Genomic DNA, 13,837 nt, shown 5'->3' with positions numbered 1-13,837 from the left:
CGTGCTGATGAACCGATTGGAGACCCTCGCGATCAACTCGCCGCCGCGACGGTGGCTGCAGCGGACCGAGGCCCGATGGCTCCGGAAGCTCGGAGGAACGCTCGAGGGCGCGCGGGCCCTCGAGATCGGCGCCGGGTCCGGGCACGGCACCCGCCTGATCCTCGACGTCTTCGGCGCGCAGCACGTCGATGCCGTCGACCTCGATCCCGCGATGGTCGCGCGCGCCCGGCGGACGCTGGCCGACCGCGGCCCCGCGGTGCGCGTCGAAGAGGGCAGCGCCACCGACCTACGGGCGGCCCTGGGCGAGGACGCCGCCGGTGACGCGAGCTACGACGCGGTCTTCGACTTCGCGATCATCCATCACGTCCCCGACTGGCGAGACGCCGTCGGCGAGGTCGCCCGGGTACTGAGGCCCGGGGGCCGCTTCTTCTTCGACGAGGTCACCGCGGCGGCCCTGGACACGCGGGTGTACCGGCGGTTGTTCGACCACCCCAGAGAAGACCGCTTCACCGCGGATCAGTTCGAGGACGAGCTCGCACGAGCCGGGCTCGACGTCGCCGGCCGTTCCCGCACCGTCCTGCGGGGCCACTACGTGCTCGGGGTGGCTACTCGCCTCGGGTGACGGAGCTTTCGGCGCGACGCCGGAGAACGACGAGGCACCACGCCGCGACGGCCGCGAGGACGGCGAAGCCGGCGGCGAGGGCGAGGAAGATCCAGGAGCCGCTGAGGACGGCGACCAGGACCCACACCGCGGCGAACGCCGAGCACGTCCACACCTGGAACACGTAGCGGCGCCTCTCGCTCGCACGGATACGGCCGCCCGACCCGTCCTGCGGTCCCGCCCCCGCTCCGGCCTGCTGCAACGCCCGGCGGCGCACCTCGGAAGACGCGGTCCGCGACCTCTGCCCGCGGTCCTGTCCCTCGTGGTCGTGCATCTGTGCTCTCCGTCCGTCGCCCACCACTCACCCCGTGGCCCGACCGCCGGCCGACAGCGCCTGCCTCGTACTGCATGCTCGGCTCCAGCTGCGCGCGAGCGCAGTGGCTGCGGGCGTCCCTGCTGACGGAGCGTGGGCGATGACCTCGACAGTCTGCACAGCTCCCCAGCACTGTTCACGCGCACGGCAGCACTGGGCAGGCCGTACGTGCCGTTCATGTCTGTGCTGCACGTTCAGGGCTCTCGCTGAGAGCGCGCCCGCTGAGCCCATCACGCAGAGTCAACCACAGGGCCCGGCGGCGGCGGACGAGAAGGACCAGGGCCAGGGCCAGGTAGAGCACTCCGAGACCGACGCGTTCGATCCCGGCCAGCTCGGCAGGAAGGGTCCAGGCCAGCACGAACTGGGCGAGGAACAGAGTGAGCAGCGCGTAGGCACCGCGACGTGACAGGTACCCGCCGATGACCAGGGCGATCGCGAACACCGATTGGGCAGCGGTGAGGAACAGCTCCTCGCGCTGCACGGGGTCGATCGGCAGCCCCGACAGCGAACCGGCCGAGATCGCGAAGATCAGAGGGATGACCCCGACCAGCAACGTCCACTGGTTGATCTTCGAGGAGATGAGGGCGCCGAGCGCGGCGGCACCGCGCAGCTTCCACGCCAGGATCAGCACGGCGATGAACTCGGGTGTCTCGGACGCGAGGGGAGCCACCCACTGCACGAGCAGGAACTGGCTGACTCCCAGCTCGGTGCCCGCCTCGACCAGGCTCTCGGCGAACGGTTCAGCCACGGCCAGGATCGCGGCGCCCGCGAAGACCAGCATGCCGACCGCCGCCCACCGACGCGTACGGGTGGGTCCCGCCGCGATCCGCGCTGCCGGTCCGACGAGCTCGCCGTCCTCGTCGTCATCATCGCCTCCGGCGTTGCGCACCCGCACGAGGTAGAGGGTGAAGATCGCGAAGAGGACCACGGTGTCGAGCAGGGTCAGCGAATCGCGCAGAGGGAAGGTCAACGCGTAGAGGCTGGCGACGGCCAGATACGCGACCTCGACGGTCTGCACGCCTTCGAGTCGCACTCGCCCGCGAGCAACGTCGGTCTCGTCTCTCGCGCGATCCACCCCGTCCGCGCGGCCCGAGCTGTCCCGGGTGCGGCGGGCGTGTCGGCGGTGCGCCGCGAGCGCGGCGAGCGCGACGACCGACCAGCCCACCCCGATGAGCAACCGGTTCGCTCCGGTCATGTTGGCGAGAGCCAGGGGCGCGTACTGCTCGGGGTCCTGGCCGGCCTTCCACGCGAAGACGGCGTCCACGGCGTACTCGGGAAGCACGGCGATCAAGGCCAGCAGCGCGAGGGCGAGCCCCTGACCGATGTCCCGCTCAATGAGTTCCGTGCCCCAGGACAGGAAGAAGGCCGCTCCCACGACGGCGGCTCCGAACGCGAGGACAGCCAGGCCAGCCGACAGCGGTACGCCGGAGAAGCGGAGGAACAGGCCGGGCACGGCTACCGCAACGGGCAGGGCGAGCGGCCAGTTGCGCCGTACGGTCGTCACGACGGTGCTCATCTCAATGGTCCTCGGGAAGGGCGCGCTCGGCGGCCGCGGAACCTCTCGCGCGTCCTGGCGGGCGGTCGACGGCGGATGCCCTAGTCGTGGATGTCGACGTGGACGCCTCGATCGGGGCCTTCGGCTTCGGGTCGGGTTCGGCGCGTGAACGAACCGTGTCGTCGGCCGACTGCCGGTCGTTGCGTAGAGCGGCCAGGACCAGTGCACCCGCCCCGAGGGTGATCAAAGTGTCGGGCAGGTTGAACGTGGGCCACCAACCGGTGTGGAGGTAGTCGATGACCGCCCCGTCGTCGGCTCGGTCGATCAGGTTCGACACGGCGCCGCCGAGGATCGCCACCAGCCCCAGCCGTGTCGCCCATGACGCTGTGGGCGCAACCCTCCAGGTGTAGATCGCGATCGCGGTGGAGACCACGGCGGTCGCGACCAGGAGGACCCCGTCGGGCAGACCGGCGCCCAGACTGAACGCGGCGCCGGTGTTGTAGGTCAGGCGAAGCTGCAGCAGCGCCAGATCGATGCGACCCCCGTCAGCGAGGGCTCGCTCTGCGGTGCGTCCCACCGCGACGCTGCCGGCGACGAGACCGACCACGGCCAGCGCCAGCCGTACCCGTGCTGGGCGGGAGCTGCTCACGCTCCGGCCTCCTGCGTCCCCGGCTCGAGGGGGCTGTCGGCAGCTAGGGCCCCTTCGCTGGCGTCCCCGAACGTGGGGCACAGGGCTACCGCGTTGCCGGTCGCTCCCAGCAGCGTCTCGGCCGCGACGAGCAGGTCGAGCAGTTCCGGGCGGGCGAGTGCGTAGAAGACCTGGCGACCCTGGGCGCGCCCGGTGACCAGCCCGCAGTCGCGCAGACAGGCAACGTGCGCCGACACCGTGGACTGCGCCGACCCCAGCTCAGCGACGAGGTCGGCCACCCGCGCCTCCCCCCGTGCCAGTCGCCGGACGATCGCCAGCCGGGTGCCGTCGGAAAGGCTGTGGAACAGCGCTACGGCCGGCGCGTCGGTCGACGCGGGACTCGACGCCGCGCATCCCCTCGTGCTATTCATCGCCATACGCCGATGATAACTGTCGCATGGCGATGATTGGAAGGGGTGGGCACGATGCTGATGAACCGGGCCGAGACCGCGCTGATCAACTCGCCACCGCGGCGGTGGCTGCAGCGCTACGAGGCCCGGACCCTGATCGCGCTGGGCGGTCGGGTGCCGGGAGGCCGCGTCGTCGAACTCGGGTGCGGGCAGGGCTGGGGCACGAAGCTGATCCTCGACCGCTTCGGGGCCGGCCGGGTCGACGCGGTCGACCTCGATCCGGCGATGGTCGCCCGTGCCCGGCGACGCCTGGCCCGCTACGGCGAGCGGGTGCAGGTGGCCGAAGGCAGCGCGACCGATGTGCGGACGGCGTTCGCTGCGCACGGCGGGCCGGACGAGGCCGGCGCCACAGGGAGCTACGAGGCGGTGTTCGACTTCGCGATCATCCATCACATCCCCGATTGGCGACCCGCCCTCGACGAGGTCGCTCGGCTGCTCGCGCCGGGTGGACGGTTCTTCTTCGACGAGGTGTGCGCCCCCGCCTTGGCGCGCTACTCCTACCGAACCCTGTTCGACCACCCCACCGAGGACCGCTTCAGCGCCGGCGAGTTCCTCGCCGAACTGCCCCGGCACGGGCTGGTCATCGACGACCGCTGGCGTACCTGGATCGGCAGCGACTACCTGGCCGGCGTCGCCACCCGAACCGAGACCTCCGAGGTCCGAGGAGCACGGCCATGATGGGGGGAGCTCGACTCGGGCACTTGATAGCGCCGCCTGCACCGCTCGGTGACCTCGCCGCCCAACCAACCCCCCGAGGACGCATCAGCTTCGACGCCGGTGTCCTCGGCGCGTTCGTCGGCTTCGCCCTGCTCGACGGAGTCGTTCGCGCGAGGATGCAACGGCGTCGCACCGGTGACAGCGGTGTTCGTCGCCCCGTCACCGTCGAGCAGTGGGCAGCACGGCTGAGCTTCGCGGCCGGCCTCCTCGCCACCGGCGTGGGCGGACCGGTCGTCGAACTCACTGGAGGTGCGCCGCTCGGGGCGCTCGACCGCACCGGGCTCCGACGTGTCGGCCTCGGGCTGGCACTGGTGGGGGTGACGGCCACCTCTGCGGCGCAACAGGCCATGGGCGACGCCTGGCGCACGACGGCGGCACCGGGTGAACGCACCGAGCTCGTCACCACCGGCCCCTACGGTCACATCCGCAATCCGATCTACGCATCGGTCATGGTCATGGCGGCCGGCCTCACTCTTGCGGTGCCCAACGCGATGTCGCTGGCCGGCCTGGGGTTGGTCGCCGTCGGGAGCCAGTGGCAGGTCCGGCGCATCGAGGAGCCCTACCTCCGGCGCACGCACCCGGACTCCTATCCGGCCTACGCCCGCCGTGTCGGCCGTTTCCACCCCCGACGCGCCACGCGAGGACTGGTGTTCGTCGAACCCCAGCTCTAGAGTTCGGCGAGGCGAACACGGCGGGCGGCCCGTCGACCGTCGACCGGTTCCGGCGCACCGAGGGAGCTCTGGAGTCGGCCTCGCGCAGGTCTCGGGCTACTCGTGACGGTGGAGCGGGTCAGGATGCCACGCAGGACCGAGCTCGGTGCGACGCCGGACGTGTCGGCGTCGACGCCCAGGCCGCCCTGGATGCGCCGACTGCTGCACCTCGGTCCTGCCTTCGTCGCCGCCATCGCGTACGTCGATCCCGGCAACTTCGCCACCAACTTCTCGGCCGGTTCGGAATACGGCTACCTGCTCCTGTGGGTGATCGTCGCGGCGAATCTCGTGGCGATGCTCATCCAGGCGCTGACCGCCAAGCTCGGCCTGGCCACCGGCCACAACCTCTGCGAGATCTCCCGCGAGCAGTTCCCCCGCCGCGTGGTGTGGGGACTGTGGGTGCAGGCCGAACTGGTGGCGATGGCTACCGACCTCGCCGAGGTCATCGGCGGCGCGATCGCCCTGAACCTGCTGTTCGGTCTGCCCCTACTGCACGGTGGAGTCATCACCGGCGCCGTGGCCTTCGTGTTGCTCGGCCTCCACACCCGCGGCTACCGCCGCTTCGAGGTCGCCGTGGGCGGACTGTTCGCGGTCATCGCCATCGGCTTCCTCGTCGACCTGTCGCGCGTGGACGTCGACGCACCCGCTGCCGTGGCCGGCCTGGTTCCCGGCTTCGCCGGAACCGAGAGCGTCTTGCTGGCCACCGGCATCCTCGGCGCCACCGTCATGCCCCACGTGATCTACCTGCACTCGGCTCTCACCCAGAGCCGTGTGCCTCTGCCCGAGGCGAGCCAGCGGGAACGGCTCCGTTACCAACGTGTCGACGTCGTCCTGGCCATGGGGCTCGCCGGGCTGGTCAACCTCTCCATGCTGCTCATCGCCGCGGCGTTGTTCCACGGCTCGACGACCCGCCCCGACACCTTGGAGGGCGTGTACGCCGGCCTCGCATCGATCGACCGGATCGCGGCGCTGGCCTTCGCGTTGGCACTGCTGGCCTCCGGCCTGGCCTCCTCCGGGGTCGGGACACTCGCCGGCCAGGTCGTCCTCCAGGGCTACCTGCGCCGACGCGTTCCCCTGTTGCTGCGCCGCGCACTCACCCTGACCCCCGCCCTCATCGTGTTGGCGGTCGGCGTCGACCCCACGCAGGCCCTCGTGCTCTCCCAGGTCGTGCTCTCGTTCGGTATCCCCTTCGCCCTCGTTCCGCTCATCCTGTTGACCCGCCGCAGCGACGTCATGGGTGAGCTGACCAATCGGCCCCTGACCACACTGGCCGGCGGCGTCGTCGCCGCCGTGATCATCGCTCTCAACCTCTTCCTCCTGGTGCAGTTGGCGGTGAGCGCCGTCGGCTGACTCGGGCGCACACGGGCGCCCGCCCCCTCTGCCTTCGCGGCGACGCCCTGCCGCTCACCCGACCGCCCCTTCACAGCAACATGCTTTAGCGTGTCGCTCCGTGGCGAACAGGACCTCTCGGACATCGGCCGCATCGACGCGCGCGACCGTCATCACCACCGTGCTCGTCGTGCTGGTCGTCGCGGTGATCGTGTCCCTGGTCCACGCGAACCGCAGCGAGGAACCCCAAGCGACGGCGACCGCCGAGGATGGCGGCGCCGTCCTCGGAGCTCCGGTGCCGGCAGCGCTGCTCATCCGCCCGGACAGCCACCGGCTCGGGCCGCCCGCGGGCGACCGCGTCCGCTTCGTCGAGTTCCTCGACTTCGAGTGCGAGGCGTGCCGCGCCGCGTACCCGAGCGTGGAGCGCCTCCGGGCCGAGTACGCCGGCCAGGTGGACTTCGTCGCCCGGTACTTCCCGCTGCCCGGACACGCGAACGCCGAGCCCGCCGCCCTCGCGGTCGAGGCCGCGGCGCGTCAGGGGCGGTACGAGCTGATGTACCAGACGATGTACGAGACGCAGGCGTCGTGGGGCGAGCAGCAGGTGTCGCAGGCACCGACGTTCCGCGGCTTCGCCGAGCGTCTCGGGCTGGACATGGCGGCCTACGACCGTGACGTCGCCGACCCCGCGGTCCGCGACCGCGTGCTGGCCGACCGCGACGACGGCATCAGCGTCGGCGTGCAGGGCACCCCGACCATCTTCATCAACGACCGGCCGGTGGAGGGCGACCGCACCTACCCCGCCCTGAAGGCAACCATCGACCAGGCGCTCGCAACGCCGTGAGGCACGTCCCCGGCGGGAGGACGCGACGGCTCTCGATCCTGTTGGCCGTGACGGTCACCGCGCTGCTGGTGGGGTGCGGTCAGGACCAGCGGCCCGGGACCTTCACGTTCACCTCGCCCGGCGGGCAGAGCCGCGTGTTCTACGACCCGCCCGTGACCCGCGGCCTCGTGCCGCCCATCGCCGGGGAGGACGTGCTCCGGCCCGGCGTCGACATCGGGACGGCCTCCTTCCCCGGGCAGGTCGTCGTGCTCAACATCTGGGGCTCCTGGTGCGGGCCGTGCCGCGCCGAGACTCCGGAGCTCGAGGCCGCCGCCCGGGCGACCGCGCCCCTGGGCGTCCAGTTTCTCGGGATCGACGTGCGGGACGACCGGGACGCCGCCGCCGACTTCCTGCGCGACCGGGGCGTGTCCTACCCCTCGATCTACGACCCGCCGGGACGGACCCTGCTCGCGCTCCGCGGCTTTCCCCGCAACGTCGTCCCGTCGACGATCGTCCTCGACCGCGAGGGCCGCGTGGCCGCGGTCTTCCTGACCGCGGTTCTGACGGCCGACATCGAGCCCACGATCCGCCGCATCGCCACAGAACCGAGGTCCCCGGCGGGAGGGGGCCCGTGAACCCCACCGACATCGCCCTCACCGGCCCGCTGCTCCTCGCGATCGTCGTGAGCATGGCCGCGGGGGCGGTCAGCTTCGCATCGCCGTGCGTCGTGCCCCTCGTCCCCGGCTACCTCGCCTACCTCGCCGGCCTGGTCGGAGCACAGCGCCCGCCGACCCCCAGCGATGGCGGGCCGAGCCCCTCGGAGGAGGCGAGCGGGCCTGCAACCGTGCTCACGGAACCTCGTCGCCGAGGTCGACTGCTGGCGGCCACGGCCCTGTTCGTCGCCGGCTTCACCGTCGTCTTCGCCATCGGGCTGGGAACGGTCGTCTGGCTCTCGGACGTGCTGTTGATCAACCAGGGTCTGCTGCAACGCATGGGCGGGGTCGTCACCGTCGCGATGGGCCTGGTGTTCCTCGGTCTGGTGCCCTCGCTCCAGCGCGACACCCGCCACATCCGGACACCGGACGCGGGACTCCTGGGCGCCCCGCTGCTCGGTGCCACGTTCGGGCTGGGCTGGACACCCTGCCTCGGACCGACCCTCACCGGCGTGATCGCCCTGGCGGCGGGGACGCCTTCCGGTGGCGCGTCGGTGCGCGGTCTGGTCCTGGTGCTCGCGTACTGCGCGGGGCTCGGGCTTCCGTTCCTCCTGCTCTCGCTGGGAACGGCCCGCACCGTGCGGGTGCAGGCGTGGCTCAGCGCCCACACCCGGAGACTGCAGCAGGCGGGCGGTGTCATGCTCGTGGTCGTGGGGCTCGCCCTGGTGACAGGCCTCTGGGGCGACTTCGTCGCCCTCCTCCGGGGCCCGGTCTCCGGGTTCACCACGGTGCTCTGACCGGAGCACAGCCCGCATCGCGCGAAGGGAAGCCGAGGACGTCATGACCGTCGCCCCCGAGCACACGGCGGCTCCGCCGGCCGTCCCGGTCACGGGGTCCCGTGGGACCGGACCGGTCCTCCTCGTCGCCGGTCTCGTCGGCGCCGCGGCTGCCCTCGTGCTGCTCGTCGAGAAGATCGCGCTGCTGGCGAAGCCGGACTACCTGCCGAGCTGCAGCATCGACGCGGTCCTGTCGTGCGGCTCGATCATGCGGACCGCGCAGTCGGAGGTCCTGGGCTTCCCCAACCCGATCATCGGCCTCGCCACCTTCCCCGTCGTCGCCGCCGTGGGAGCCCTGCTGCTGGGGCGGACGCCGTTGCCGACCTGGTGCTGGCTGGCGTTGCAGGGCGGGGTCACTGCCGCCGTCGCCTTCGTCGGCTGGCTGATCGTCCAGAGCGTCGCGGTCATCGGAGCGCTCTGCCCGTACTGCATGATGGTCTGGGCCGCCACGATCGCCGTGTTCTGGTTCGTCACCGCCGAGAACCTCGATCGCGGGCACCTCGTGGCGGGCCCGCCGGGACGGCTCGTCGCCCGTCGCCCGGGCGCGACAACCGTGGCGTCCTATGTCGTGGTGCTCGCTGTGGTGGTGGCGTCGTTCCCCGGGTGGTTCGCCGACCTGGTGGGCCTCTGACCGGTCAGGAGTCGACCACTGCCCGGTCCGGCGTGGTCTCGCCGAGCACGGCACCCACGAGCGCGCGACCAACCGGGGTCAGCCGGTACATGACGAGCTTGCCGTCACGGCGCGACGTCACCAGCCCCGCGGCACGCAGTACGCGCAGGTGGTGCGAGGCGAGGTTCTGCGCCTGGCCCACGACCCATGCCATGTCGCAGACGCACAGCTCGTCGCCGGCCAGCAGCGCCGCGCCGACCGCCAGGCGCGTGGGGTCGGCGAGCGCCTTCCCGAGTGTCGCGGCCGAGGTCAGGGCGTCGAGGTCCGGCAGGGACGTGCGGATGTCCTCGGCGTGCGGCAGGTCCAGGCACAGCAGGTCGCACTGCTCGTCCGCCGGAAGCGCGCTCTCGCTCACCGCCTCACCCTAACGTTCATTGGCACGAAGTAGGCGACCCTGTCGACCTGACACATCAACGGACGTTAGGGTGACGCTCCGCGAGACCCTGACCGAGCGGACGGAAGGAGCAGCCGTGTCCGACGCCTGCTGCGGCCCCGACGAGGCACCGGAGGTCGGTGCGGGTCACGACGAGGGTCCTGCGCGGCTGTGGCAGGTCCGCGAGCTGCAGGTCTCCCTCGCCGCCGCCGTACTGCTCGGCCTCGCGTGGCTCCTCGAGTGGGGTGGCGTCCCGGACATCGTGGTGACCGGACTCGAGCTGGTCGCCGCCGTCGTCGCCGGCTCGACGTTCGTGCCCGCCGCGCTACGGAACCTACGGCGCGGCCGGATCGGGGTCGGCACGTTGATGACGATCGCGGCGGTCGGTGCCGTCGCCCTCGGTCAGGTCGCCGAGGCGGCGCTGCTGGGCATCCTATTCTCGATCGCCGAGGGGCTGGAGCACTACGCGGTCACCCGCACCCGACGCGGACTGCGGGCGCTGCTCGGTCTGGTGCCGCCCACGGCGTCGGTGCTGCGCGAGGGGCAGGAGGTCACGGTCGCGCCCGACGACCTGGTCGTCGGCGACGTGCTCGTCCTGCGCCCCGGCGAGCGGGCGGCCACCGACGGCCGCATCCGTGCCGGCCGCACCAGCCTCGACACCTCAGCGATCACCGGAGAGTCGGTCCCCGTCGAGGCCGGTCCCGGTGACGACCTCTTCGCCGGCACCATCAATGGCGGCGGCGCGGTCGAGGTCGAGGTCACGGCCGCGGCATCGGACAGCTCGCTCGCGCGGATCGTGCACATCGTCGAGGAGGCCCAGGACCGCAAGGGCGCGGGCCAACGCCTCGCCGACCGGGTCGCCCGCCCGCTCGTGCCCGCGATCGTGGTCCTGGCGGTGCTCGTGGGCGCGGTCGGTGCGCTCCTCGGCGACCCGCTGCTCTGGCTCGAGCGCGCCCTCGTCGTTCTCGTCGCGGCCTCACCCTGCGCGCTGGCGATCTCCGTGCCGCTCACCGTGGTGGCCGCCATCGGGGCGTCGAGCCGCCACGGCGCCCTGGTGAAGGGCGGAGCCGCCCTCGAGGAGCTCGGTCGCGTCCGGGCCGTGGCGCTGGACAAGACCGGCACCCTCACCCGCAACGACCCCGAGGTCATCGACATCATCGGCGCGCCCGGCCACGAGCCGGGCGAGGTCCTCGCCGTCGCGGCCGCCCTCGAGGCCCGCAGCGAACACCCACTCGCACGGGCCGTCCTGTCCGCTGCGGCCGACCAACAAGCGGTCCAGAACTCCGCCGCCGACGACGTGACCGCGGTGCCGGGACACGGCCTGACCGGCACCCGGGACGGTGTCGGCCTCCGCCTCGGCAAGCCAGGCTGGGTCATGGCCGGTCCGCTGGCGGCTGACGTCGACCGTCTGCAGGGCGAGGGCGCGACCGTCGTGCTCGTCGAGAGCGGCGACGCCCTGCTGGGCGCGATCGCGGTCCGCGACGAGCTGCGCCCGGAGGCGCCCGAGGCCGTGCGCCGGCTCCACGACCTGGGCCTGTCGGTCGCGATGCTCACCGGCGACAACGGTCGTACGGCGGCAGCGTTGGCCGATCAGGCCGGCATCACCACGGTGCACGCCGACCTGCGGCCCGAGGACAAGGCCGCGCTGCTGCCGAGCATCGCGCCCGGCCGACGCATCGCCATGGTCGGCGACGGCGTCAACGACGCGCCCGCGCTGGCCACCGCCGACGTCGGCATCGCGATGGGCGCCATGGGCACCGACGTCGCCATCGAGACCGCCGACGTCGCCCTCATGGGCGAAGACCTCCGCCACCTCCCGCAGACCCTCGCCCACGCCCGCCGGGCGCGGTGGATCATGCTGCAGAACGTCGGACTCTCGCTGCTGATCATCGGCGTGCTGATCCCGCTCGCCGCGTTCGGCGTCCTCGGTCTGGCGACCGTCGTCGTGATCCACGAGGCCGCCGAGGTCCTGGTCATCCTCAACGCCGTCCGAGCCGCCCGGACCCGGCCTCTCCCTGGCCTCGTCGCCGCCCCGCCCAGCGTGGGACGCCACCACTTGACGGTCGAGGCGGCCCCGGAGCTCGAGGACTCCTGCTGCAGCCCGACGCCGTCCGCGTCCTCGACGCGACCCGATGGGGCGAGCGGCGTGGAGATCCGGCGGCTGGACACGTCGCCCCGCGCCACCGCCGATGCCGGCTGCGGAGACGGTTGCTCCTGCTGCGTCTCGGTGCCATCGACCAAGGCCGGCCACGCCGACGCGGTCGACGGCCGGCGCCCAGCGACATAGGCGCCGGGAGGGTGGCTTCTCGTGGCGGCTATTCGACGGACACTCAGACCGAGACCGCCACGAAGGGGCGAATCCGACGGACCTTTGTCGAGATCACCAGCACCCGACCTCGCAGGCGGTATCGTCCTCGTCGTGCTCGGCGGACCTGTAACGGTGGGCGAGCGGATAGCGGCACGGACCCTCCCACGGATCACGTCCTCGGTGCTCGCGCGGCGGTGGCCGTGACCTTCGACGTCGCCGCCGACGAGCGATCGCTCCACACCGCGAGCGTGGCGCCCAGCGACCCCGGCGCCACCACGGACCTCAAGACCTAATGCCGTTGCTCCCTTCGTACGCTTCGGGAAGCCTGGACGCGATTGCGGGCGTCGCCAGCTGGACTGCATCGGCCAACGAGGCGCCCGGCCTCACCTACCTGCAAGGCGCGATTCTGTTCGTCGGGGTGCCCATCATCGTTCTGTTCCTCATCGCCGTTCCCATCTACGCCCCTGTGTGGTGGCGCAGGCTGCGGCGCCGGGACACCGCTGGCCCTGATCGGACCGCCGCCCAACAGGACGTTTCCGAGCAGAACGAACCCGGGCAAGACGGCCCCGATCAAGAAGATCGAGATCGGGATATCGAGCACGATGCGAAGCAGAAACCGGACTCTTGAGAGCGACCGGTGATTCGAGGCGTCAGCATGGAAGACCTGTGGTGCGGGCCGTCATCTCACACCCCCTGATACGCGGATGCCACGTGAGACCGGTGACGGCCCGAACGGCGTCCGCGGGGCGGGCCCGGTGGTCCCGCGCGTTCGTCGTCATCCCTCCCATCGGCGCGCCCGGAGGAGTTCAGGGATCGCCGCGCACCTAGCCCGAAGCGAGGCCACTACGTGCTGCGAGGGCGGGGCGGAGAAGGTCATCCGCAGACACCGCCCCCGGGGCGGTGACGATCAGGTCGGCAGTGTGAACGCGTAGCCCTGGTCCTGCAGGCACGGCAGCAGCTGGCGCAGGGCCTCGACGGTCTGCTCGCGCGGTCCGCCGCCATCGTGGAAGAGGATGATCGCGCCGGGGTGCACCGACTGCTGCACGCTCGCGACGATCGCAGCGACACCGGGCCGACTCCAGTCGAGGGTGTCCACCGACCACCCGAGCGGGCGCATGCCGGTGCGCGCGGACACCTCATCGAGGGCCGGGGTCCACGCGCCCTCCGGGGCGCGGAAATAGTCAACCGACGCGGCCGGGTCGACCGCCGTGGCCAGCGAGGTGCGGCTGGTGTCCAGCTGGCGGCTCATGAGATCGGGGTCGTACATGCCGACGCCGGCGTCGTGGGTCATCGTGTGGTCGCAGAGCCGGTTCTTCCTGGCGGCCACGCGTTGCACGAGGTCGGGGTGGGCGGCCGCCTGGTTGCCGACCATGCAGAACGTCGCCGGCGCCTCGTACTGCGCCAGCAGCTCGAGCACCTGCGGCGTGTACTCGGGAGTGGGCCCGTCGTCGAAAGTGAGCGCCACCGTCGGCCGCTCGGTGGTCGTCGATGTGACTGTCAGCCGCGACGCCGTGATGGCCGGTCGGGCACCGCCGGGCACGCCCCGGGCGGGGGCGTCCTCGGCCTGCCGTCCCTGGAGCTCACCCGCGGCCGCGGCGATGGCAGGGTCCTGGCTCGTCGCGAGCACGGTCGGCGCCCGCACGTCGGACAGCACGACGGCCGCCACCCCGACGATCAGCCCGACCGTCGTGAGAAGACCAGCCCAGCGGTAGATGTAGGGCGGGCTCACGATCTGGCGCAGGATGACGCGTTGCCGAGGAGTGAGCACTCGTCACTTCCATCCCGTCAGTCACATGCGCCACACGAGCCGCCGCGACGGCCACCATAGAGGTCAGACGTAACGTGCCGCGAGTG

General features: G+C 71.9%; 16 protein-coding genes. 10 read left to right on the top strand and 6 right to left on the bottom strand.

Features of this window, described 5'->3' with window-relative positions:
- The first annotated feature begins 7 nt into the window (after nucleotides 1-7).
- Nucleotides 8-622, top strand: a complete 615-nt coding sequence (locus ACQPX6_RS08675; RefSeq protein ID WP_433788225.1) for a class I SAM-dependent methyltransferase — start codon at nucleotides 8-10, stop codon at nucleotides 620-622.
- On the opposite strand, the gene ACQPX6_RS08670 is transcribed toward ACQPX6_RS08675, so the two are convergent.
- From ACQPX6_RS08670 to ACQPX6_RS08655, 4 genes are all read right to left on the bottom strand, one after another.
- Complete coding sequence (locus ACQPX6_RS08670) at nucleotides 606-785, bottom strand: hypothetical protein (RefSeq protein WP_433786905.1); 180 nt, start codon at nucleotides 783-785, stop codon at nucleotides 606-608. The genes ACQPX6_RS08675 and ACQPX6_RS08670 overlap by 17 nt on opposite strands.
- A 364-nt stretch (nucleotides 786-1,149) precedes the next feature.
- Nucleotides 1,150-2,490, bottom strand: a complete 1,341-nt coding sequence (locus ACQPX6_RS08665) for a sodium:proton exchanger (RefSeq protein WP_433786904.1) — start codon at nucleotides 2,488-2,490, stop codon at nucleotides 1,150-1,152.
- Between the two features lies 1 nt (nucleotide 2,491).
- On the bottom strand, nucleotides 2,492-3,118 hold the full coding sequence (lspA, locus tag ACQPX6_RS08660) for a signal peptidase II (RefSeq protein WP_433786903.1): 627 nt from the start codon (nucleotides 3,116-3,118) through the stop codon (nucleotides 2,492-2,494).
- Nucleotides 3,115-3,534 carry an ArsR/SmtB family transcription factor gene (locus ACQPX6_RS08655; RefSeq protein WP_433786901.1) on the bottom strand — a complete coding sequence of 140 codons (420 nt, stop codon included), beginning with the start codon at nucleotides 3,532-3,534 and terminating at the stop codon, nucleotides 3,115-3,117. Before ACQPX6_RS08655 ends, lspA begins: the two co-directional genes overlap by 4 nt.
- A gap of 48 nt (nucleotides 3,535-3,582) precedes the next feature.
- Between ACQPX6_RS08655 and ACQPX6_RS08650 the strand changes: the two genes are divergently transcribed.
- From ACQPX6_RS08650 to ACQPX6_RS08620, 7 genes are all read left to right on the top strand, one after another.
- The gene (locus ACQPX6_RS08650; protein WP_433788224.1) at nucleotides 3,583-4,245 is read left to right on the top strand and encodes a class I SAM-dependent methyltransferase; all 663 of its coding nucleotides are present in this window, start codon (nucleotides 3,583-3,585) and stop codon (nucleotides 4,243-4,245) included.
- Nucleotides 4,242-4,955 carry a methyltransferase family protein gene (locus ACQPX6_RS08645; protein WP_433786900.1) on the top strand — a complete coding sequence of 238 codons (714 nt, stop codon included), beginning with the start codon at nucleotides 4,242-4,244 and terminating at the stop codon, nucleotides 4,953-4,955. Before ACQPX6_RS08650 ends, ACQPX6_RS08645 begins: the two co-directional genes overlap by 4 nt.
- 102 nt (nucleotides 4,956-5,057) lie before the next feature.
- Entirely contained in the window at nucleotides 5,058-6,344 is a 1,287-nt protein-coding gene (locus ACQPX6_RS08640; RefSeq protein ID WP_433786899.1) for an Nramp family divalent metal transporter, read from the top strand.
- Between the two features lie 100 nt (nucleotides 6,345-6,444).
- Nucleotides 6,445-7,164: a DsbA family protein gene (locus tag ACQPX6_RS08635; RefSeq protein WP_433786897.1), complete on the top strand. Its 720-nt coding sequence runs from the start codon at nucleotides 6,445-6,447 to the stop codon at nucleotides 7,162-7,164.
- 47 nt (nucleotides 7,165-7,211) lie between these two features.
- Nucleotides 7,212-7,778, top strand: coding sequence for a TlpA family protein disulfide reductase (locus ACQPX6_RS08630; protein ID WP_433786896.1), 567 nt, complete (start codon nucleotides 7,212-7,214; stop codon nucleotides 7,776-7,778).
- Complete coding sequence (locus ACQPX6_RS08625) at nucleotides 7,775-8,593, top strand: cytochrome c biogenesis CcdA family protein (RefSeq protein WP_433786895.1); 819 nt, start codon at nucleotides 7,775-7,777, stop codon at nucleotides 8,591-8,593. Before ACQPX6_RS08630 ends, ACQPX6_RS08625 begins: the two co-directional genes overlap by 4 nt.
- Before the next feature lie 43 nt (nucleotides 8,594-8,636).
- A complete protein-coding gene (locus ACQPX6_RS08620) occupies nucleotides 8,637-9,263 on the top strand; it encodes a vitamin K epoxide reductase family protein (RefSeq protein WP_433786894.1) in 627 nt (208 codons plus the stop codon).
- Between the two features lie 4 nt (nucleotides 9,264-9,267).
- Here ACQPX6_RS08620 and ACQPX6_RS08615 read toward each other — a convergent pair whose 3' ends face one another.
- Nucleotides 9,268-9,657, bottom strand: a complete 390-nt coding sequence (locus ACQPX6_RS08615; protein ID WP_433786892.1) for an ArsR/SmtB family transcription factor — start codon at nucleotides 9,655-9,657, stop codon at nucleotides 9,268-9,270.
- 115 nt (nucleotides 9,658-9,772) lie between these two features.
- On the opposite strand from ACQPX6_RS08615, the gene ACQPX6_RS08610 reads away from it, so the two are divergent.
- A complete protein-coding gene (locus tag ACQPX6_RS08610; RefSeq protein WP_433786891.1) occupies nucleotides 9,773-11,962 on the top strand; it encodes a heavy metal translocating P-type ATPase in 2,190 nt (729 codons plus the stop codon).
- 313 nt (nucleotides 11,963-12,275) lie between these two features.
- Nucleotides 12,276-12,611: a hypothetical protein gene (locus ACQPX6_RS08605; RefSeq protein ID WP_433786890.1), complete on the top strand. Its 336-nt coding sequence runs from the start codon at nucleotides 12,276-12,278 to the stop codon at nucleotides 12,609-12,611.
- A gap of 279 nt (nucleotides 12,612-12,890) precedes the next feature.
- Here ACQPX6_RS08605 and ACQPX6_RS08600 read toward each other — a convergent pair whose 3' ends face one another.
- Nucleotides 12,891-13,712 (bottom strand): polysaccharide deacetylase family protein, encoded by an 822-nt coding sequence (locus tag ACQPX6_RS08600; RefSeq protein ID WP_433786889.1) that lies wholly within the window; start codon nucleotides 13,710-13,712, stop codon nucleotides 12,891-12,893.
- Nucleotides 13,713-13,837: the final 125 nt, after the last annotated feature.

Origin of the sequence: Actinomycetospora sp. CA-101289 (genome assembly GCF_050955895.1) — a bacterium.
In the GTDB taxonomy this organism is placed as follows: domain Bacteria; phylum Actinomycetota; class Actinomycetes; order Mycobacteriales; family Pseudonocardiaceae; genus Actinomycetospora.
This window is presented reverse-complemented; position numbering and strand designations above follow the sequence as displayed.

What these genes read in the sequence shown, in the direction of transcription:
- ACQPX6_RS08675 (WP_433788225.1), top strand. Translation starts at nt 8, where the DNA reads ATGAACCGATTGGAGACCCTCGCGATCAACTCGCCGCCGCGACGGTGG.
- ACQPX6_RS08665 (WP_433786904.1), bottom strand. Translation starts at nt 2,490, where the DNA reads ATGAGCACCGTCGTGACGACCGTACGGCGCAACTGGCCGCTCGCCCTG.
- ACQPX6_RS08655 (WP_433786901.1), bottom strand. Translation starts at nt 3,534, where the DNA reads ATGGCGATGAATAGCACGAGGGGATGCGCGGCGTCGAGTCCCGCGTCG.
- ACQPX6_RS08650 (WP_433788224.1), top strand. Translation starts at nt 3,583, where the DNA reads ATGCTGATGAACCGGGCCGAGACCGCGCTGATCAACTCGCCACCGCGG.
- ACQPX6_RS08645 (WP_433786900.1), top strand. Translation starts at nt 4,242, where the DNA reads ATGATGGGGGGAGCTCGACTCGGGCACTTGATAGCGCCGCCTGCACCG.
- ACQPX6_RS08620 (WP_433786894.1), top strand. Translation starts at nt 8,637, where the DNA reads ATGACCGTCGCCCCCGAGCACACGGCGGCTCCGCCGGCCGTCCCGGTC.
- ACQPX6_RS08605 (WP_433786890.1), top strand. Translation starts at nt 12,276, where the DNA reads ATGCCGTTGCTCCCTTCGTACGCTTCGGGAAGCCTGGACGCGATTGCG.